General features: G+C 39.8%; 17 protein-coding genes. 7 read left to right on the top strand and 10 right to left on the bottom strand.

Annotation, left to right across the window (positions count from 1 at the left end; translation table 11 throughout):
• Window positions 1-166: 166 nt before the first annotated feature.
• Window positions 167-1,261: a slipin family protein gene (locus tag ACLCDV_RS14125; protein WP_201668329.1), complete on the top strand. Its 1,095-nt coding sequence runs from the start codon at window positions 167-169 to the stop codon at window positions 1,259-1,261.
• Window positions 1,262-1,363: 102 nt separating this feature from the next.
• On the top strand, window positions 1,364-2,785 hold the full coding sequence (locus ACLCDV_RS14120; RefSeq protein WP_411971455.1) for an RtcB family protein: 1,422 nt from the start codon (window positions 1,364-1,366) through the stop codon (window positions 2,783-2,785).
• An 81-nt stretch (window positions 2,786-2,866) separates the two neighbouring features.
• Here ACLCDV_RS14120 and ACLCDV_RS14115 read toward each other — a convergent pair whose 3' ends face one another.
• The 4 genes from ACLCDV_RS14115 to ACLCDV_RS14100 all read right to left on the bottom strand — a co-directional run bounded on the left by ACLCDV_RS14115 (window position 2,867) and on the right by ACLCDV_RS14100 (window position 6,228).
• On the bottom strand, window positions 2,867-4,162 hold the full coding sequence (locus ACLCDV_RS14115; protein ID WP_411971454.1) for a chloride channel protein: 1,296 nt from the start codon (window positions 4,160-4,162) through the stop codon (window positions 2,867-2,869).
• 95 nt (window positions 4,163-4,257) lie between these two features.
• Window positions 4,258-4,716: a GyrI-like domain-containing protein gene (locus tag ACLCDV_RS14110; RefSeq protein WP_317666402.1), complete on the bottom strand. Its 459-nt coding sequence runs from the start codon at window positions 4,714-4,716 to the stop codon at window positions 4,258-4,260.
• A gap of 61 nt (window positions 4,717-4,777) precedes the next feature.
• On the bottom strand, window positions 4,778-5,635 hold the full coding sequence (locus ACLCDV_RS14105) for a YciI family protein (RefSeq protein ID WP_411971453.1): 858 nt from the start codon (window positions 5,633-5,635) through the stop codon (window positions 4,778-4,780).
• 35 nt (window positions 5,636-5,670) lie between these two features.
• Entirely contained in the window at window positions 5,671-6,228 is a 558-nt protein-coding gene (locus tag ACLCDV_RS14100; RefSeq protein ID WP_317666405.1) for a DUF4256 domain-containing protein, read from the bottom strand.
• Window positions 6,229-6,362: 134 nt separating this feature from the next.
• Between ACLCDV_RS14100 and ACLCDV_RS14095 the strand changes: the two genes are divergently transcribed.
• Window positions 6,363-7,232, top strand: a complete 870-nt coding sequence (locus ACLCDV_RS14095; RefSeq protein WP_313188385.1) for a DUF808 domain-containing protein — start codon at window positions 6,363-6,365, stop codon at window positions 7,230-7,232.
• An 84-nt stretch (window positions 7,233-7,316) separates the two neighbouring features.
• On the opposite strand, the gene ACLCDV_RS14090 is transcribed toward ACLCDV_RS14095, so the two are convergent.
• From ACLCDV_RS14090 to acnA, 3 genes are all read right to left on the bottom strand, one after another.
• Window positions 7,317-8,702 carry a WG repeat-containing protein gene (locus ACLCDV_RS14090; protein ID WP_411971452.1) on the bottom strand — a complete coding sequence of 462 codons (1,386 nt, stop codon included), beginning with the start codon at window positions 8,700-8,702 and terminating at the stop codon, window positions 7,317-7,319.
• A 137-nt stretch (window positions 8,703-8,839) separates the two neighbouring features.
• On the bottom strand, window positions 8,840-9,424 hold the full coding sequence (locus ACLCDV_RS14085) for a pentapeptide repeat-containing protein (RefSeq protein WP_182981626.1): 585 nt from the start codon (window positions 9,422-9,424) through the stop codon (window positions 8,840-8,842).
• Between the two features lie 277 nt (window positions 9,425-9,701).
• Entirely contained in the window at window positions 9,702-12,470 is a 2,769-nt protein-coding gene (gene acnA / locus ACLCDV_RS14080; RefSeq protein ID WP_317666411.1) for an aconitate hydratase AcnA, read from the bottom strand.
• A 226-nt stretch (window positions 12,471-12,696) separates the two neighbouring features.
• Between acnA and ACLCDV_RS14075 the strand changes: the two genes are divergently transcribed.
• From ACLCDV_RS14075 to ACLCDV_RS14060, 4 genes are all read left to right on the top strand, one after another.
• Entirely contained in the window at window positions 12,697-13,227 is a 531-nt protein-coding gene (locus ACLCDV_RS14075; RefSeq protein ID WP_411971451.1) for a TlpA family protein disulfide reductase, read from the top strand.
• A gap of 113 nt (window positions 13,228-13,340) precedes the next feature.
• Window positions 13,341-14,282, top strand: a complete 942-nt coding sequence (gene metA / locus ACLCDV_RS14070) for a homoserine O-acetyltransferase MetA (protein ID WP_201668339.1) — start codon at window positions 13,341-13,343, stop codon at window positions 14,280-14,282.
• A gap of 61 nt (window positions 14,283-14,343) precedes the next feature.
• On the top strand, window positions 14,344-14,547 hold the full coding sequence (locus ACLCDV_RS14065) for a hypothetical protein (RefSeq protein WP_411971450.1): 204 nt from the start codon (window positions 14,344-14,346) through the stop codon (window positions 14,545-14,547).
• Window positions 14,548-14,658: 111 nt separating this feature from the next.
• Window positions 14,659-16,662 (top strand): M13 family metallopeptidase, encoded by a 2,004-nt coding sequence (locus tag ACLCDV_RS14060; protein WP_411971449.1) that lies wholly within the window; start codon window positions 14,659-14,661, stop codon window positions 16,660-16,662.
• A gap of 72 nt (window positions 16,663-16,734) precedes the next feature.
• On the opposite strand, the gene ACLCDV_RS14055 is transcribed toward ACLCDV_RS14060, so the two are convergent.
• The 3 genes from ACLCDV_RS14055 to ACLCDV_RS14045 form a co-directional block, all read right to left on the bottom strand.
• Window positions 16,735-17,949, bottom strand: a complete 1,215-nt coding sequence (locus tag ACLCDV_RS14055; RefSeq protein WP_411971448.1) for an MFS transporter — start codon at window positions 17,947-17,949, stop codon at window positions 16,735-16,737.
• 122 nt (window positions 17,950-18,071) lie between these two features.
• The gene (locus ACLCDV_RS14050; protein ID WP_120334364.1) at window positions 18,072-19,031 is read right to left on the bottom strand and encodes a bifunctional metallophosphatase/5'-nucleotidase; all 960 of its coding nucleotides are present in this window, start codon (window positions 19,029-19,031) and stop codon (window positions 18,072-18,074) included.
• Window positions 19,009-19,770 carry a 5'-nucleotidase C-terminal domain-containing protein gene (locus tag ACLCDV_RS14045; RefSeq protein ID WP_411971447.1) on the bottom strand — a complete coding sequence of 254 codons (762 nt, stop codon included), beginning with the start codon at window positions 19,768-19,770 and terminating at the stop codon, window positions 19,009-19,011. The genes ACLCDV_RS14050 and ACLCDV_RS14045 overlap by 23 nt, the downstream gene beginning before the upstream one ends.
• Between the last annotated feature and the right edge of the window lie 136 nt (window positions 19,771-19,906).

Raw genomic sequence — 19,906 nt, 5'->3', positions numbered from 1 at the left:
AGGTATCTGCATTTATCATAAAAAGTCATGACGATAAGATGGGGTATTTGTTCATCGACTTTTGATTTAAAAAAAAGGTACCAGGACTTTCGAATCCCGCTTGAGGTCAAGGGATAAAAAATAGCAGGTTTTATAATAGAAATAGGAAAATTTAAAAGAATATACAATGAAAAGAGTACAGCTAACTACAGACGAAATCGGATTGGTTGTTAAGAACAATGCGGTGATCCGTGTTTTGAAATCCGGTAACTACTGGTTGGGATTTGGTGAAAAACTGGAGAAGTACACGACGACTCATCCATTTCCTTCCGGTCGCAATGTCGATGTACTGTTGCAGTTGACAGGTTTTCGCGAATTGGTCGATATCGTTGAAGTGGGTGATACGGAAATCTGTCTTGTTTTTTTGAATGGTAATTTTGAAAAGACGTTAGCGTCTGGCAGACATGTTTTTTGGAAGGAATTGCGCGAACGCAGATTTCAATTGGAAGACATTACGGAGATTGAGATCCCTGCATCTGTTAATCGTCAATTGCTGGAGAAGCAAAGCTTAGGCTATTATGTACGTCAATATAAGATTGAACCAAATGAGAAAGCGCTGCTTTTTGTGGACGGTGTGTTTGTAGATATTTTGAAGTCGGGAACGTATTGTTGGTGGAAGAATGCAAAAACCATAGCGATTTCAAAAGCTGATATGAGAGTCTTGACGTTGGAGGTGGTAGGACAGGAGATCTTGTCCAAAGATAAGGCACAGATCAGAATCAATTTCACGCTGCAATATCAGATTGTGGATATTGTCAAAGCGCTATTGGATAATAAGGAATATGAAAAGCAATTGTATTCGTTGATGCAGTTGACCTTACGGTCCTATATTGGCCAGATGACTTTGGACGAGTTGATGGAGCGAAAGACCGAAATACAGGGCTATGTCTTAGAAAACACATTGCCACAAGTCGCGGGCTTGGGTATAACACTATTGACCTGCGGCGTTAAAGATGTTATTTTACCAGGAGATGTGCGGGACATCATGAACCAGGTGTTGATTGCAGAGAAGAGGGCACAGGCAAATAGTATCATGCGTCGTGAAGAGACTGCTTCGACACGGAGTTTGTTGAATACAGCGAAGCTGATGGAAGAAAACAGTATGTTGTTTAAATTGAAGGAAATGGAATATGTCGAAAAGATTGCTGAAAAGATCAATACGATTTCGGTTTCCGGAAATGGACAAATTGTTGACCAACTCAAGCAATTGTTTGTGAAATAAAAGATTAATAAGTTGAAAGAGGTGCAGGTAGCAACGTAAAGAGATGTTGTTACCTGCTTTGGAGAAGTCGTATGGCTCCTCCATCAAAAAAGAAAGTAAAAAATGGAAAATAAGAGAATAAATGGCAATGATTTAATTGCATTAGGGTATAAAGAGAATCATTCCTTGGGCGTGGCATTAAAGATCAATAGTAAAAGACACGGTTTTACGCGGGTAGAAATGCTCGAGAAGTTCAAGTCTGTCCTGGAAGATCCGACCAGCTATTCAGAAGATGCTGTTTTCGGAATTTTGGCCCATGCTATACTTGGGCAAGAGGCTGTTGATAAGTCGTTAATTGCATTGAACGAGACTCCTGCGGAATATACGATTTATGGTGCATCTGAAATCGAAACAGGGGCGAAAGCACAAATGAGTGTTGCCATGAAATTACCTGTTTCAGTTGCCGGAGCGTTGATGCCAGATGCGCATCAAGGATATGGGTTGCCAATTGGTGGCGTACTGGCGACTAATAATGCGGTGATTCCTTATGGGGTCGGTGTTGATATTGGCTGTCGTATGGCTTTGTCGATCTTTGATTTGCCAGCCTCATTTTTGGAAGACAATTTAATGACCTTGAAAGACATTATTCTGCGTAATAGTAAGTTTGGTGCTGGCAATGGATATTTGAGACATGAACGTGTAGATCATGCTGTATTGGATAACGAGTTGTTCACTGAGAACAGCTTCCTTTCCGCATTGAAGGATAAAGCCTGGACGCAATTGGGATCTTCAGGTGGGGGGAATCATTTTGTGGAGTTTGGTATAGTCGAATTTGAAGAAAGAGATGAGGTTTTGAACATTGATAGCGGAGCCTATTTAGGCTTACTGACCCATTCAGGTTCAAGAGGAATGGGCGCTACCATTGCGGCACATTATACCAAGTTGGCTAAATCCTTGTGTAAGTTGCCTTACCAGGCTGAAAATTTGGCCTATTTAGACTTAGATACTCATGAAGGGCAAGAATATTGGCTAGCGATGAATCTCGCCGGCGACTATGCGTCAGCTTGCCATGAAGTGATCCATGAAAAGATTACGGTGGCTTTAGGGGCCGAATTGTTGGCGAAGGTTGAAAATCACCACAATTTTGCATGGAAGGAAACGTGGAATGGTCAAGAGGTTATTGTCCATCGAAAAGGTGCTACGCCAGCTGCAAAAGGAGTTATGGGGATTATTCCAGGCTCCATGGCTACACCAGGATTTTTGGTTCGTGGAAAAGGGGAGTCGAATGCGATACAATCGGCATCTCATGGGGCAGGTCGACTGATGAGCCGTACACAAGCGATTAAAACGCTATCTTCCCATGATCTCCATTCGATGCTTAAAGATAAAGGTATTATGTTGCTTGGGGCAGGGATGGATGAAGCGCCGATGGCCTATAAAGACATCCATACCGTAATGGCTTCACAAAGAGATCTTGTTGATGTCGTGGCAAAATTTTCGCCCAAGATAGTCCGTATGGCAGATGATGGAAGCAGGGAAGATTAAATCATGAAAAAAGCGCCTCAAATACATTTGAGGCGCTTTTTTATTGTAATTTGATCATGTTTTGTTGATCAATGAGTGCGATTAAAGTGGTTTGGCTGTCGCCACTTCCTTATAGGTGTATACATTATAAGGATATAGTTTTTTTGCCAGCGCTTTCGCAATAAAACTACTGATGAGTAGCGGTGCTAGTAATAAATAGCCTGAAGGAACAAGGCTTGCAATAATAAAGATTGCCGTAAATGGTGCATGTATAGCCGCAGAAAGCATTGCTGCCGCACCAAAAAGAGCAAAATTTATAACCACCAATTGTGTACCGAGGTAATGATTACAAAGCTGTGCAAACAAAACGCCTAACAATGCACCGGTAACAATACTTGGGGCAAAAACGCCTCCATCACCACCAGCACCTAAGGTCAGAGAGGCTACAAAAGGTTTTAAGAGAACAAGCAGGATCAGCGGAAGAAAGTATAGTAAATTGACTGAATCATGCAGACTGCTTTTTAGAATTTCTCCAAGACCATGATAGCTGTCGCCATACAGTGCCGGCAAGAAAAAGATTAACGTCCCAACAGTGATTGCGCCCAAATTGACACGGATAAAATTACTTTTTATGCCTGCAAAATAGGACTTTGCATAAATAACAATTTTAGTAAAATATAACGCTAAGATCCCGCCAATCAGTCCTAAAATAGCGACAAAAGGGATCGCCTGCCATCGCCATGCTTTTACCTCAAATGTAAATAAAGGACTTGCGTCAATGTAATAAACAAATATGGATGCCACAGCCATTGAAGTTAGTCCGCTAATGAGTAAAGTCTTATTATATCTCCGTGCAATAACCTCAAAAGCAAAAAGAAAACCACCCAATGCGCTTCCAAACAACAGTGTGACTCCAGCAATTACGCCTGCGCAGATCAACTCGGTTTTGTAGGCCCAAGCCGGATGTAATCTCTTATACGCTTGGTTACCTACTGTGGCTGTGGCAACAACTGTGGAGACTTCAACACCGGTTGAACCACCAAAAATTACAGTTAGAAAACCATTGATATAATGTGATGGAATCTTAAAAAAAGGCAAATGGTCTTTTCTTGTTTCCAATGTTGTATAGATTTCTTTGATCCCTTTGTTTTTTCTGTTTTGAAAAGCGTATTTCCGTAAGAAATAAATAGCTGTAATACCTATGCTGGGTAGAATAATAAACAGTTTAGGATTCCAGGAAGATACTTTTTCAAACAATTCTTCCTGTACATAACCTGTGCTGTGCTTGAGACTGTATGCCAATAAGCAGCAAATGATACTGACAAGAACTGAACTTCCAATTAATTTTAAATAGCTATATCGAACAACTTTTTTTCTGTATGTCGTATTGCCTTGCATAATGTTTTTCTTTAAATCGGCTCAAAGGTAAGTGTTATTTAGTTTAAAATATATGATGAATACCTTAAGACATACTTTTTGTTACGGTATACCCCCTAATGGATACCGATGTATATATCCACTTTTGCATCTTGTGGATTTTGGGCTTTTTCGCCATATATTTCAAAGTCTGCGGCATACGTTCTTGGTAAATCTGAGCTCCATATCTTTTGCCAAGTTTCATAAACGATGCCATCTTCCAAACTTCCTTCTGCAGTAAAGTGTTGGTAACGATTTTCAGCGATATGAATACCGTCCAAGTCTTCGGGTACTTCTTCAAGATTGCTCACTTTACAGCCCAAGAAAGTGGTATAAGGTAAGGTGTGATCCTTTTCATATTCGGTATAGATACAGTAGAGTTCGCTGGATATCTTGTTGGGAATACGGCTTAATACATCTTCTTTAAAAAAGCGGGCCCAAAGTTCCGGAATGTCCTTAGCTGCCTGTCCATCTTGGTTGCTCGTACGGATGGCGAGGCCAATTATACTGAATGAAGGGATTGTTTGATTTTTCATGTCTTTTTGTTTTCCCCAAAGTTAGCGCTGTAAATGACAGCCGTATGTCACGAACAAACAGCTAATGTTGATTTTTCCAGATTTTATCTACTTGGGACAGGTATTCTGCTAAAGCAGCTGAACCATACCAAGGGTAAAATGAAGCTTCTAAGAGACCATTCTTTATCGCTGGATCGTTTTCTAAAATATGCTTTGCGGCATCAATAGAAGCCATGTTATTTAAGATAAAAAGGCCCCGGAAGTTACTGTCATTTTTCCCAAACGGGCCAGCAACAATCAGTTGCCCATTTTTTACGAGAAGATTGATATTTTCCATGTGACCTTTGAAACATGCATTAATAAATTGTTTGTCTGTTGTTTTATTCTCGCCAGTTTTCAGGAGGACAAAGATGTAGGATTTCATTCCATAATCATCGGCCCCTAATTTTTTTGCGAGTTCCTGATCGTAATTTGGGTTCGCTACGGTCGGTGTGGGTACGATTTTCGTCGCATAAAAAGATCTGACTTTTCCTGATTTTCCTTCCACTGCAATATAAAGTCGGTTTGTCGTAACGGGCGTATATCGAATGTAATTAGGGAAATCATGGGCCTCATTGACAAAATAATAGGTACTATCCTGATAATTTAGCTCAAAATTGACTTCTTTCCCATTGTTTTGTCCAATAACCAGTGCTGTATATATGATTTTATCCTTTATTTTGGTCAATTTTAGGTATTCACTGACTATCTTTTGGCCATTTTTCAACGTATAGGAAAGGCCTTTTAATTCATGTTCGTTTATACGATCCCATTGTTCATATTCCTCTTTATTGTCAACCTTCCACGTCCCTTCTAAGAAAGAAGGAAAAGGTACTTGTGAAAAAAGAGGTTGAGCGGCTCCCAAGCAAAAGAGTAGGGTAGCGATTAAAATTGTTTTCATATAGGTGTTATATTACGATGCTTAAGTGCTTTTATTTAAAGAAAAAGTATGGTACGAAAGCCTCGTGCCGCATAATAGGAGATCGCACCATTATGATAGATGAAAACTTGGTTGTAACGTCTGTCACCGAATAAGGCGCCACCAAGCTTACGAATATCCGCTGGAGTTTGTATCCAGCTGGAAGTTTTTAAATCAAATTCACCTAACATTTGGAGTTGGCGATAGTGTTGTTCAGAAAGCAGCTCCGTTCCCATTTTTTTAGCTTCTTCGACAGCGCTTCCAATAGGCTTGTTTTCCTTCCTTTCATCTAAGGCTTTTTGGTCAAAACAGAGGCTTCTCCTTCCTTTGGGACTTTCTTCTGTACAATCCACAAAAGCATACTGCTTTTTGTTTGGATCAATAATAACAAGGTCGGGCTCGCCAGCGCTCTTTTCCATTTGGAACAAGCTCCATAATTTTTGGGGGCTTTCAAGCAATTTATGCACTACCTCGTCCCAGCTGATCTGTGGGTGTCGTTTGGGGAATTTTTGAAACCTTTCTTTCAGCGTTTCAAGTAGCATTGACTGTTCCTCTTGTGTAAGTGAATTTTTCATAATGGTTGTCCTTTGTGGTACTAAAATTACGTATTTAATTCAAATGTAATGTAGCTTGATATTGCAAATGGATTAAATTCCTTATTTCAAAATTGAATTAAATTTATATTTTTACGTTCAATCTTTATATAACTATGGCTTCAGGAATATTTGCAATTCTAGATGATATTGCAGCGTTGATGGATGATGTGGCAGTAGCGAGTAAAATCGCAACAAAAAAAACTGCTGGAATCTTAGGTGACGATTTAGCGGTTAATGCCGAAAAAGCGACTGGCTTTTTAGCTTCGCGCGAGCTCCCGGTTTTATGGGCAATTACAAAGGGCTCACTGCTTAATAAGTTGATAATTGTACCAATAGCATTATTACTGAATGTCTTTTTTCCAATTGCCATCAAATATATTTTAATCTTAGGAGGTTTCTATCTTGCTTTTGAAGGTGTTGAGAAGATTATTGAATACCTGTTCCATCGCAAACATCCTACGGAGGAAACAAAAGTGGAGACTGTCGTTGCTGAAAACTCAGTTGCCGCTGAAAAAGCGAAGGTAAAATCGGCTATTACGACAGACTTTATTCTTTCTGTGGAAATCGTCATTATTGCTTTGGGAACGGTTCTGGGAAAAAGCTTGTCCTTACAAATTATTACGGTTTCGGTTGTTGCTTTTCTGGCCACAGTTGGGGTCTATGGTATTGTAGCTCTTATCGTTCGCATGGACGATGCCGGTTATAAATTGATTAAAACCTCACGTGAAAAAGGTCCTGTTGCAAGCCTAGGTCGGTTTTTAGTCCGTGCGCTTCCCTTTGTTATCAAATTATTGGCTGTTGTAGGTACATTTGCTTTAATTCTGGTTTCAGGCGGAATATTTGCGCATTATATTGATTTCTTACACCATGCGCTACCAGCTCTGCCAGGAATGATAAAAGAGCTGTTATTTGGCCTAGGGGGAGGTCTTATCGTGGTGGTTTTATTTACGATCGGCAAAGGGCTGTTTAAAAAGAAAAAATAAACTCCTATTGATCTTTGATGATCGGCAACCCTATAACAAAAAAAGGCAGCAGATATATCTGCTGCCTTTTTTTGTTTCTGGCTCTTAAATTGTGTCTGTTGCTTCTGCCGCGGCATCGATTTCTACACGTTCACCTTTTGTATTAATCAAAATTACATCGTCCGAATCCGCTAATGAGACAGAAGCTACACCATCACTGAAAGAGGTAGCCCCGCTGTAGATAAATGGTATGGCCACTTTTCCCTGACCATCTAAATAACCATATTTTCCATCTTTACTAGCAAGAAAAAGATTAGGTTCTTCTGTAACTGAAATCAAATCGTAGTCGGGAGCAACGATTTTATTGGTCTTTATTTCAGTAAGATTATATCTGTCGTTTTCGATACTGATGAAATGCGTTGAATTATTTTCAGAAATATAGCTATACGTCGCCGGAACAATTATTTTGCCCGCCTGATTCAATATACCATATTTATTTTTCTGCTGAAATACGGCATAACCACCGTTAATAAACGATATCATATCATAATTTGGGGAAATTAAAATTTTGCCGGATTTATCCATGACCCCATATTTTTCGTTTAGTCCAAAAACCAGTTGTCCAAGGTGATCATCGTAACCTAAATAATCGTATTGAAAGGGGATGATTGGTTTACCAGCCAGATTAATGGCGCCATATTTTTCATTTTTATATTGAACTATACTAAGATCGCCAACAAATGGTGCGATATAGAGGTATTGTGCTGGTACAATTGTTTTTTCTTCGCTGTCTTGTACCCCTAGGAGATTAGTTGCAGCATCTTCAAATAAATACAGATTTTCAGCAATCTGGTTGTTTTCTTCCGAATCTTCCTCGGCGTCATAAATGGATGCTACTTGCTCATAATCCTCAGGTACGATAAAATCTTTATCGTCTAATTGGCTATCGGCGATGTTCTGGGCAATCATATCCATTCCGAGGGGTGTTGTTAGCTGTAGCACAGCCCCGGGGATTTTTTTGAATAGATCAAATCCCTCCCAATAGGTGGCTGGCAATTTATCGCTATACCAGATCGATAAGGTGCTGTTTTCGTCATTATCTTCTGAAATAGGAATTTCGACCTGAGCTAGTTTGCAGGGATAACCGGCAATCATTTTCGTCTGGTTTGGGACGAATTTGATCGTATGTGGGCTGAGCGCATTTTCTTTAACGACGTATTTTGCCAGTCCTGGGTACAATATAATTGATTGTTCTTCATTTTTTTTAATGAGAAAGATTGACTCTTCGCCGTCTCCGGAAGCCGATATAACTTTTATTTTATCATTGTTAACATACGCTTCGTAAACAGAAACTGGAGCTGCTTGTGCTTCTTCGCTGGGATCGACAGCATACGTAATGGCATAGTTGATCTTGAATGCTTTATTGATCTGTGCAAACGACATTGTGCTGGCCGCTAAGATAGCTGCGAATGATAGGGATATTTTTTTCATTTTCTTAAACTTTGAATGACAAATATCCTGATTCAAAGTGGGGAGTTTTATCCCTGAAATCCGTTATTTAACGATAAATCAACATGGTTCAATGGAATACATTGATTTTGGAGTTAGTTGAACGGCCTTTCCCATATTTAATCAATAACCAGTTGATATTTAAGTAGTAGACCAGGTAATTGTTCCGGACCAAATTTACTTTTTTTCATACGATTGACCTCAGGATCTAGCTGGATATTGATCGAAGACCGAAAATCGCAGCCCTCGAGATTGCATTGTACAAAGCGGGCATTTAGCAAATTCGTTTTTTTAAACAGCACCTGTTGAAGGTTGGCCCGTTCAAAATCCACATGTTGCAAAGAGCATTGTTCAAACTGGAACTTCTTTATATTTCTTTCAAAAAAAGAGGAGTAATCCAGAACCGAGTTGCTGAAATTGGCATGAAAGGAAAATGAACTACATTCATTAAAGTGTATGCCTAGCATTTTGCAGTCATTAAAAACAACATGATCTAGTTGTGTGCCCTTTAGACTGACATTGGAAAGATTACATGATTTAAATTCACAGTTTGTGAATAGGAGATCTACGAGTTCTGCGTTCTGGAAATCACATTGTTCAAAGGTGCATTTGTAGAATTCCTGAACTTGCTTTAGTTCAGCTGTAAATGTTTGTTTAGTGATTGTTTGTTCGACAAGTTCTTCCATTCTGTATCGTGTTGGCATTGATTTTAGCGAAAATAAGGAATTCTGCCGAATGATTTTACTTTAAAATAAAGTCAAAGGCGCTATTTCCGCTTGCGACCAAAATACCTGATTTCAGGGATAAAAAGAGGGATTTTTTATGGCTATTTTTGGCGTAGTCATAAAATATAATTCTTGGGGTGCTGGGGTCAAGACTGAAGTATTGTAGAACTCTGGTAGGTTTTTATATAGTTTGTTAAAGGGCACTGATCAGTGCCCTTTACTTTTTTAGATATTCCGATTCTCTATTTGCACAATGTTAGTTGTTCTTTAAATACTGACGCAGCACATATTGTAGAATACCGTCATTCTTAAAATACTCTATTTCAATGGCTGAATCGAGTCTTGCTTTTACTTGAAAATTGGTTACCGTTCCATTGTCATGTACCGCCGTTACCGAGAGAAGTTTATGGGGTGTTAAATCGGTCTCAAGTCCAGAGATGCTATAGACTTCTGTTCCATCTAGTCCTAATTTCTCTGCGTTTTCGTCGTTGATAAAGACAAGAGGTGCTACGCCCATACCGACAAGATTACTTCGGTGAATACGCTCGAAACTTTCAGCAATAACCGCGCGTACGCCAAGAAGGAATGTGCCCTTTGCTGCCCAATCTCTGGAGGAACCCGAACCATACTCTTTTCCGGCCAGTACGATGAGCGCTGTGTTGTTTTTGCGATATTCCATTGCGGTTTCATACACCGTCTTCACCTCATTGGTGGGGAAGTAACGGCTAAATCCACCCTCACGATCGGTAATTTTGTTTTTAATACGCACATTGGCAAATGTTCCGCGCATCATGACCTCGTGGTTCCCACGTCTAGATCCGTAAGAATTGAAATCTTCTTTACTTACCTGATGTGATCTGAGGTATTGTCCAGCTGCAGTTTCTTCTTTGAATGAACCAGCGGGTGAGATATGATCCGTAGTCACCGAGTCACCGAGATAAAGTAATACCCTTGCATTCTGAATATCCTGTATTGGATTAGGAACGGCTTGTAGATTTTCAAAAAATGGCGATTCTTTGATGTAGGTAGACGTGTTGTCCCACTGGTAATTTTGATCAAGATTCACTTCAAGTTCTTGCCAGTCTGTCGATCCGTCGAAGATGACATCATAGACTTCTTGGAAATCCGATTGTTTGACGCAAGCATGGACGGTTTCCATAATATCCTCGCGGCTTGGCCAAATATCTTTCAGATATACGGGCTGACCGTTAGGGTCGTAATCCAATGGTTCCTCCAAGAGATTAATATCCACTCGTCCGACCAGCGCATAGGCCACAACAAGCATCGGCGACATTAAGAAGTTCATTTTGACTTGTGGATGCACACGGGCCTCAAAATTTCGGTTACCAGATAATACCGAGGCAACAATCAATTCACCTTTTTCCACCGCTTCTGCTATTTGTGGTGGAAGAGGACCGGAGTTTCCAATACAGGAGGTACAACCGTAACCTACGGTATGAAAACGCAGGGCATCAAGATCAGCACTAAGTCCTGATCTTTCAAGGTATTGCGTAACGACTTTTGAGCCAGGGGCTAAAGAGGTCTTTACCCAGGATTTGGTGCGAAGTCCGCGCTCGATGGCGTTACGGGCCAATAATCCTGCACCGATCATGACCGTAGGGTTCGAGGTGTTGGTACAGCTTGTTATAGCTGCGATCGCAATACTGCCATCACTGACAATATACTCCTTATGATTGTGTTTGATGCGAACGGCATGAATAGACTCTTGAATAACTTCATGCGGTGAATCATGTTCGACAGGTACCTTACCAAAGGTAAACTCTGTTCCTGAACCGCCGTCAGCAAGCCAGGCAGATTCAGATCGCTGCAAAACAGGGACATATTGTCGATGGTGTTCGCTGTCCAAAAGTTGTGAAAATGTGGTTTTTAAATCCTTCACTAGAATTTTATCCTGCGGCCTTTTGGGCCCAGATACAGTTGGTTCAAGGCTTGATAAATCGAATTCAACGACCGACGAATATTGAATTTCTTCCTTGCCAGTGCGCCAGAGTAAATTGCTTTTACAATAATCTTCAACAATTTTAATCTGCTCTGCACTTCGATTGGTGCTATGCATGTATTCAAGGGTTCGGTCATCAATCGGAAAATAGGTAACTGTACAGCCAAATTCTGGGGACATATTGGAAATTGTCGCACGATCTGTCACTGAAAGGCTGTCCAATCCATCGCCAAATACTTCAACAAATTTGCCCACAACACCTTTATCGCGAAGTATTTTTGTTATCGAAAGAACCATGTCTGTGGCGGTGCATGTCGCCGGTATTTTGCCGATAAGTTTAAGGCCGATAACTTCAGGACAGGTGAAAAAGATCGGTTGTCCAAGCATGGCAGCTTCAGCCTCAATACCACCAACTCCCCAACCCAGTACACCAATACCGTTGACCATTGGTGTATGCGAATCCGTCCCTACTAAGGTATCCGGAAAAAGCCAATTGTCGCGTTCAATTACTCCTTTGGCAAGATATTCTAAATTGACCTGATGGCAGATACCCATACCCGGAGGAACAACGGTGAAATTTTTTAATCCTTTCTGTGCCCATTTAAGGAGTTCATAACGCTCGCGGTTGCGTTCATATTCCAACTCGACATTCTTGTCATACGAGTAGTCTGTGCCAAAGTAATCGACCTGAACGGAATGATCAATAACTAGATCCACAGGGATAGCGGGATTTATTTTTTGTCCATCCTTGCCATGCCGGATAAATTCGGCACGAAGCGATGCCATATCGACTACAGCAGGTACTCCGGTAAAGTCCTGCATTAAAATTCTGGCTGGTTTGAAGGGTATATCCTTGTCAACAGGTTGTGGAGTCCAATGAATCAGGGTATTGACATGCTCGTCCGTGATACTGAATCCATCATGGTTACGCAATACATTTTCCAGTAGGATGCGGATACTAAATGGCAGGTGTGTGATATTACCTTCAGGAAGATCTTTAATAGCACTATACTGGTAAACTTTTCCGTTAATTTCAATTTCTCGTATTGATTTCTCTTTGCTCATATTCATTTACTTATTTTCATACTATATAATACACATATCCCCAAATTTGTTTGTAATATCTTTTACACATATCTTTCCGCTATTGTATTCCAAAAACGGAATTTAGGCCTATATCGGCGCTAAAAAATGAATTAAAAAATAGGATAAAAAAAAGATTGCTTTTTCTGATTTAGAGACAATCAAATTAGGATGCAAACGTTATGTTAATGCTTAGAAACAGTGTTGTATGAGAAAAAGAGTAAATTATAGTGTCCTTTTCTTGGTTAGTTTGTTGTTTTGCAGCCCATTTCCGGGTAAAGCAAATACGCTTTCTGTTGCCGAAGGGGAGGGTAATGGCTGGACCGAAGGGTATGATCTTAGCTTTAGGGACAGTAAAAACAATGTGTTGAGCCTAAATCAACTCAAGGGGAAAGTTGTGGTTATTAATTTATGGGCGACATGGTGTCCACCTTGTCTTGCTGAGATGCCTTCATTGGATCAACTCTATCAGGATTTTAAAGGCAACGATAGTATTATTATTTTGTCTGTCGATATTGATGGAAATCTTAGCGCTTCGAGGAAATTTATGGCGAAAAGAAAATATAGTCTACCTGTCTATCAGTTAAATTCGGTGTTACCGAATGAATTGAGTACCACAAGCATACCCACAACAATTATTTTGGACAAGGCTGGTAAGTTGGTCATTAAGCATGTAGGTGGAATGAATTTTGGGTCGCAGAGATTTAGAAAATCCCTATTAGATTTAAGTAAGGAATAGATTTTGATGTTGGAGATTATATTAATATAATGGAAGATAATTTATGTTTCATTTAGCATTTATGGCATTTTCTTGCTAATTTTGCATGCTAATTGTATAAGGAGAAATTATCTATGCCGGTCAAACTTCCTAATAACCTTCCTGCCATTGAGCTGTTGAAAAAGGAGAATATATTTGTCATGAGTGATTTAAGAGCAAATGAGCAGGACATTAGACCGCTTCGCGTTTTAGTACTGAACTTGATGCCGCTTAAAATTACGACAGAGACAGATTTTATTCGTTTGCTGTCGAATAATCCTTTGCAGGTGGAAATGGAATTTTTGCGACTTGAAACGCATGTTTCAAAGAACACCCCCGAAGAGCATTTGGAGATGTTTTATAAGAGCTTGACTGAGGTTAAGGAGAATTTCTACGACGGAATGATTATTACGGGAGCTCCAGTTGAAATGGTTGCTTTCGAGGAAGTGACCTACTGGGCAGAAATTCAGACCATCTTCGATTGGGCACGAACCCATGTAACATCAAGTTTGTATATCTGTTGGGCGTCTCAAGCTGCATTGTATCATTTCTATGGTGTAGAGAAAAAGCCTTTAGGGGAAAAGCTTTTTGGTGTATTTAAGCATACTACGTTAAACAAAAGACATCCGCTATTCCGTGGATTTGATGATGAGTTCTTTATACCGCACAGCCGCCATACGACCATTGAGAAGGATGATCTCCTGGTGAAAGAGGGTTTGGAAATTCTTTCGGAATCGCCGGAAGCAGGTATTGCTATTGTTTCTTCACGAGGTGGACGAGAATTTTATTTGACGGGACATTCAGAATATGCTCCTTTTACATTGGACGAAGAGTATAAAAGAGACTTGGAAAAAGGGCAGGAGATTGCTATGCCTGCAAATTATTATGTCGATGACAATCCCGAAAATCGTCCTTTAGTGCGCTGGACAAGCCATGCGAACCTGCTTTTCAATAACTGGTTGAATTACTTCGTGTATCAAGAAACTCCTTTTGATCTGAAAGATGTGGTTTACTTAGGCGAAATCAAACAAGGATAATTTAATTCATTTCAAACAAAAACGGCTAAAAAAGCATTCTATTCATGTTAAGTGATTAAATATGAAAAAGACTGCTTTACTAGTTTGTTCTGTTCTTTCATTTTTTTTATTGAAAGCACAGGTTACGCTAGAGGAAGATCAAAAACTCAAAGAAGCGAATGGTACTTTATGGTTTGCTAATCCGTGGGTCTGGATCGCAGGTATTGCCTTGTTCTTACTGATTTTTATCCTTGTACTACGTAAATCAACCCGCAATAAAGCATAGACCCAGCTATGTTTCTTAATTTTGGTTGTCATTAGAACCATATTTGTTGCATCAACAATAGAAGAACTTTTCTTAAGTTTGTGTATAGCGATAAACAAACTAAATTTTTATATGAAGAAAAATCTACTTTTAGCAGCCTTGTTAGCCTGCGGCTCGTTGGCAAGCCATGCGCAAAACAATGCAATTAATGTGAGTTACATGGATAAGAGTGTTCGTCCGCAAGATGACTTTTATAATTTTGTGAACGGGAAATGGATGAAAACGGTCAAAATACCTTCTGATAAAGCACGTTGGGGTTCTTTTGACGAATTGCGTGAAAATACCGATATTGCTACTTTGAAGGTTTTGCAAGAATCATTATCTGGACAGTTCCAAAAGGGTACAGACAATCAGAAGATAGGTGATTTGTATAAATCATTTGTGGATATGAAAACACGTAATAAACTTGGTTTAGCGCCTGTTAAACCTTATCTCACTAAAATTGCAGCCATTAAGAATTTCGATGATTTATATAAATATCTTGTTGAGGTAGCACCCAGTGGTGGAAATCCTTTTTTTAGTGGCTATGTATATGCACATCTTAAAAATTCCGATGTCAATACGGTATACCTTGGTGGCGGAAGTCTAGGTTTAGGACGTTCATATTATCAAGTAAAAGACAAGAAGAACGAAGAAACCTTAACTGACTATTCAAATTATATTTCTGCACTTTATGCTAAATCTGGCCAAGTTACGAAGGATTTAAAAGGTCCAAAAATTGTTGCTTTTGAAAAGCAAATGGCCGCAAACCTTAAAACTGTTGAGCAATCACGTGATGCTAATGGTCGATATAATCCGATCGCTGTAGCAGATCTAAAAAAGATGGTGAAAAACGTGGATATTGCAAAGTACCTAAAGGATGTCGGTTTTAAGGCTGATACTGTGATTGTGCCGGAAATAAAGTATTATGAGAATTTGGATCGAGTTTTCAATCCAGAAAATCTACCGCTAATCAAAGAGATATTGACATTTCATATTTTAAATAATGCAGCGTCATATACTACACAGGAGCTTAATGATCTGTATTTTGACTTCTGGGGTCGTAAGTTAAAAGGACAAAAGGAGCAGCGTGCTTTAGATAAGCGTGGTGTGGAATTTGTCAATTCGATCGCAGGAGAATTATTAGGGAAATTATATGTGAAAGAAAACTTCCCTCCGAAGGCCAAAGCCGAAGCTGAAGAACTTGTAAGCTATCTCGTTAAAGCTTTCGGGCAGCATATCAAGGGATTGACCTGGATGTCGGATGAAACGAAAGTAAAGGCATTGGACAAACTGGCTAAGTTTAAAGTTAAAATTGGCTATCCGGATAAATGGAAAGATTATAGCAAACTTGATGTTGGTACATCGTTGTATGAAAATGTATTGGCTTCGAGTAAATGGGCATTTTTCCAAAATTTGGCGAAACAAGATAAGCCAGTAGACAAGTCTGAATGGGGGATGACTCCGCAGACTGTAAACGCTTATTATAGCCCATTGTTTAACGAGATTGTCTTTCCGGCAGCTATTCTCCAGCCGCCATTCTATGATTATAAGGCTGATGCTGCAGTTAATTTTGGTGGTATCGGTGCGGTAATTGGTCATGAACTTTCGCATGGATTTGACGACCAGGGTGCGAAATACGATGGAAACGGAAACCTGAACAACTGGTGGAGCGACAGTGATAAGGCGAAATTTGAAGCAGCGGCTGATGCTTTGGTACGTCAATTTGAATCCTATGAACCTGTACCGGGCGTTTTTGTGAACGGTCGCTTTACATTGGGGGAGAATATAGGGGATTTGGGAGGCTCATCAGTTGCTTTTGATGCATTGCAACTCTATCTGAAAGATAAGGGAAATCCTGGATTAATAGATGGTTTTACGCAGGACCAGCGCTTTTTCCTTTCCTGGGCTACCATATGGAGAACGAAGACAACAGACGAGTTTGTGGTCAATCAAGTGAAAACTGATCCACATTCTCCGGCACAGTACCGTGCTTTTGCGCCGATCATTAACCTAGATGCTTTCCATAAAGCTTGGGATACAAAGAACGGCGACAAAATGTTTGTTCCGGTCGATAAGCGTATCAAAATTTGGTAGTTATCAATCATTTTACAAAAAGCGGGTGCATTTAATTTTAAATACACCCGCTTTTTGTTTATTTAGTTTATACTATTTCATCCATTTCAGAACTAAATAGAACCCGATTGCCGTTGCAGATAAAGTCAATGCAGTTGCCCACCATAGTGTTGTAAAACCAAAGGAGTCAACTATGCTTGTCCCTAAAAGTGGTGAAAATATATTTGCAGCTGAAAAAGCAAGGGAATTGAAGCCCATGTATGCTCCTTGTGTTTTGGGTGTCGAGCGGTTAACAGAAACCGTTGCCATAAAGGGCAATGTCAGCATTTCGCCGAGACCAAAAATAAAGAATGTGAAATATAACCAACCCAGCCCGCCTGTAAAATTTAGCATGGCATAAGAGCTGGCACATAAAAATGTTCCAAAGACGAGCGTGCTAATTAACGAGAATCTTTTTTCAGCGATATGGACGATAAACATCTCCAGCAATACGATAACGAAACCACTCCAACCGAGTAGAAATCCGATTTGGTGGTCGTTCAAATGATGAACCTCACGGTAGAAAAGGGGTAAAGTCGTAATCAGCTGAAAGAAACAAAATGAGAAAATACAACAAAAGATATTGAATAAGACAAAAGGCACGTCCGTATAAGGATTTCGTCCTTTTTGAGGCAATCCGTTTTCAGGAATAATCTCTTTTTTTGATTTGATTTCGCTTCTTTTTTCTCGCTTATGAAAAAAGACAAAGAAAATCACTGCAGCGCAAAGGACGGCAAAAGAATTTCCATAAAAGATCCAATTGAATGAGATGGTGGCCAAAAAGCCAGCAACCGCTGGGCCGATTGAAAACCCCAAATTTATGGCTAGGCGATTCAATGAAAAAGCGCGCGTGATATTTTCTGGTTTAGCGTAACTCGCCACTGACACCGAGTTTGCAGGTCTAAAGGCATCAAAGATTAAGCTCAACGTAAAAATCATGATGGATAACGACTGCACCTCTTTGAAATGTGGAATCAGTAAGAATAAAGGAGCGGCCAATACGAGACTTCCGAACTGAACCTTGAAACTACCAATCCGATCAGTCAGCCAGCCACCTATATAGGAACCACAAACGGAGCCGAATCCATAACTCATCAATACCACACCGACCTGTTTAATGTCAAAATGTAGAACCTGGGTCATGTAGAGACCAAGAAAGGGAATCACCATACTTCCCATTCTATTGATGAGCATAACTATGGCAAGTAGCCATGCGGCTTGAGACAGTCCCTTAAAGGAGTCGAGGTATATCGATAAAATTCTTTTCATTGAATGATGAATCAGCTTGTATAGATCGTATAAGGTTTTTAATTCATACGTCTTCTTGTCGTATTGGTAAAAAAAATGCCAAATTGATTAGTCAACTTGGCATTTATTAGAATTAGATCATATTATGCCAACATGGACTCTGGAATTGAAGGATTGACCTGATAGGTACTTGCGACCATTTGTTTCTTCTCAGACCCCGGTTCCATAATAAAGTCAATACGTCCCAGATTAATCCCGGCAAAACCGACTTGATTCACAACGGTCTTCGTTCCTTTTAAATTAGTAACCAGTGTTGGTTCATTTAAGAAGGTGTGGGTATGGCCGCCGATAATTAGGTCAATATCTGAGGTTTTAGCGGCAAGGATCAGATCGGACACTTTATCGTTTTCATATTGATAACCCAAATGCGATAAACAGATGACCAAATCACATTTGTGTTTTTCCTTCAATATGCGGACCACCTTGTTGGATACTTCAATAGGATCCAAATATTTCATTCCCTTGAAGTTATTGGGGTCAACCAATCCTTCAATATCTACTCCTAGTCCAAACACGCCTATTTTTATTCCGCCTTTATGGAATATGGTATAATCCTGGGTTTTCCCCTCCAATACAGTTCCTTTGAAGTCGTAATTGGCCGTTAAGAACGGAAATTTAGCGTGATCCAGGTATTTTACAAGACCGTTAAGACCATTGTCAAATTCATGATTTCCGAATGTCCCGGCATCATAACCCAGCTTTGTCATGAGATCAAGTTCAAGTTTTCCTCCAAAAAGATTAAAATAGGGGGTACCTTGAAACATGTCGCCTGCATCCAGTAATAGAAGATGTTCTTCTTCTTTGCGGATTTTATTGATAAGCGTACTTCGGCGCGCAACACCAGCCAATCCCTGATATTTACCGCCGTCCATCGGAAACGGTTCAATACGGCTATGAACATCGTTGGTATGTAAAATTGTAAGTTTTACCTTCTTACTCTTCGCGTCGACTTGAAAAGGAAGTGATCCCAAAGCAACTGCAGCAGAAAATCCACCAACTTGCTTGATAAACGATCTTCGGTTAATTGATTTTAATTCTTCCATCTAATTCTGCATTTACTTTTTTGCCTTCTTTCGTTAATTCACTCACATATTCAATCAAACCTTCACGCATACGTTGCGGATAGTCTGCCCGCGATACAGGTTGTGTCAACAGGGTAAGGTTGTCACCACCATTGGCAAGATAATCATAGGTCACTAGTTTATATAACTTATCGTCTTCAATAGCTTGACCTTTGATCTTGATGTCCTGAACTTTGTTGCCTGTAATTGTCAAAGTCATTCCAGCAATAGGTTGACCATGTGTTGTTGCAATATAGTCAGCAAGCTGACGAATCTGACTACCCTTGAGTTCGAGTATTGTCAATGTGTTCTCAAAGGGCATAACCTCGAAAATATGTCCTACGGTAATATCTCCTGCTTTAAGGTCATTTCGAATCCCACCCTTTGTTGCGAACGCTAAATCCGCAGGGTTATGGGCATTATGTTCACTCATCCACAAAAAGGCTTCACAAAAAAAGTTGCCCATTAATGTTTCCGCTGTTTTCTCTTTTGTCAATGCTTTGTCCGCATGTCCAATCACACGGTTCATTTCCGCTTCCATTTTGTGCTTGAAGGGCTCGTAGATTGATACGACTGCAGGATCAGCTTGCATATCGCTATTGATATGATATTGTCGGAAATCTTTTTGCGTTGGATGGAGCTGTTTTGTACAACCTGTAACCATCAAAAGCGAAGCGACACCAAGGCTACCAATAAAGGCAATTTGCTTCGATATATTCATTCTCTTTAATTTAACCAAATACTTTGCAAAGTTAGCCAATTATATATGAACAAATCTTATCCAATGTTAGCTAATTTTTAAAAACAACAAAAGCTTAACATTGTTACACATTAAGCTTTGTCCATATAATTAGAAA

This window comes from Sphingobacterium sp. Lzh-3, from assembly GCF_046764375.1.
In the GTDB taxonomy this organism is placed as follows: Bacteria; Bacteroidota; Bacteroidia; order Sphingobacteriales; family Sphingobacteriaceae; genus Sphingobacterium.
This window is presented reverse-complemented; position numbering and strand designations above follow the sequence as displayed.

Excerpts from the sequence above, each read along its gene's own strand:
- ACLCDV_RS14125 (WP_201668329.1), top strand. The coding sequence starts at position 167 with ATGAAAAGAGTACAGCTAACTACAGACGAAATCGGATTGGTTGTTAAG.
- ACLCDV_RS14120 (WP_411971455.1), top strand. The coding sequence starts at position 1,364 with ATGGAAAATAAGAGAATAAATGGCAATGATTTAATTGCATTAGGGTAT.
- ACLCDV_RS14115 (WP_411971454.1), bottom strand. The coding sequence starts at position 4,162 with ATGCAAGGCAATACGACATACAGAAAAAAAGTTGTTCGATATAGCTAT.
- ACLCDV_RS14110 (WP_317666402.1), bottom strand. The coding sequence starts at position 4,716 with ATGAAAAATCAAACAATCCCTTCATTCAGTATAATTGGCCTCGCCATC.
- ACLCDV_RS14105 (WP_411971453.1), bottom strand. The coding sequence starts at position 5,635 with ATGAAAACAATTTTAATCGCTACCCTACTCTTTTGCTTGGGAGCCGCT.
- ACLCDV_RS14100 (WP_317666405.1), bottom strand. The coding sequence starts at position 6,228 with ATGAAAAATTCACTTACACAAGAGGAACAGTCAATGCTACTTGAAACG.
- ACLCDV_RS14095 (WP_313188385.1), top strand. The coding sequence starts at position 6,363 with ATGGCTTCAGGAATATTTGCAATTCTAGATGATATTGCAGCGTTGATG.
- ACLCDV_RS14090 (WP_411971452.1), bottom strand. The coding sequence starts at position 8,702 with ATGAAAAAAATATCCCTATCATTCGCAGCTATCTTAGCGGCCAGCACA.
- ACLCDV_RS14085 (WP_182981626.1), bottom strand. The coding sequence starts at position 9,424 with ATGCCAACACGATACAGAATGGAAGAACTTGTCGAACAAACAATCACT.
- acnA (WP_317666411.1), bottom strand. The coding sequence starts at position 12,470 with ATGAGCAAAGAGAAATCAATACGAGAAATTGAAATTAACGGAAAAGTT.
- ACLCDV_RS14075 (WP_411971451.1), top strand. The coding sequence starts at position 12,697 with ATGAGAAAAAGAGTAAATTATAGTGTCCTTTTCTTGGTTAGTTTGTTG.
- metA (WP_201668339.1), top strand. The coding sequence starts at position 13,341 with ATGCCGGTCAAACTTCCTAATAACCTTCCTGCCATTGAGCTGTTGAAA.
- ACLCDV_RS14065 (WP_411971450.1), top strand. The coding sequence starts at position 14,344 with ATGAAAAAGACTGCTTTACTAGTTTGTTCTGTTCTTTCATTTTTTTTA.
- ACLCDV_RS14060 (WP_411971449.1), top strand. The coding sequence starts at position 14,659 with ATGAAGAAAAATCTACTTTTAGCAGCCTTGTTAGCCTGCGGCTCGTTG.
- ACLCDV_RS14055 (WP_411971448.1), bottom strand. The coding sequence starts at position 17,949 with ATGAAAAGAATTTTATCGATATACCTCGACTCCTTTAAGGGACTGTCT.
- ACLCDV_RS14050 (WP_120334364.1), bottom strand. The coding sequence starts at position 19,031 with ATGGAAGAATTAAAATCAATTAACCGAAGATCGTTTATCAAGCAAGTT.
- ACLCDV_RS14045 (WP_411971447.1), bottom strand. The coding sequence starts at position 19,770 with ATGAATATATCGAAGCAAATTGCCTTTATTGGTAGCCTTGGTGTCGCT.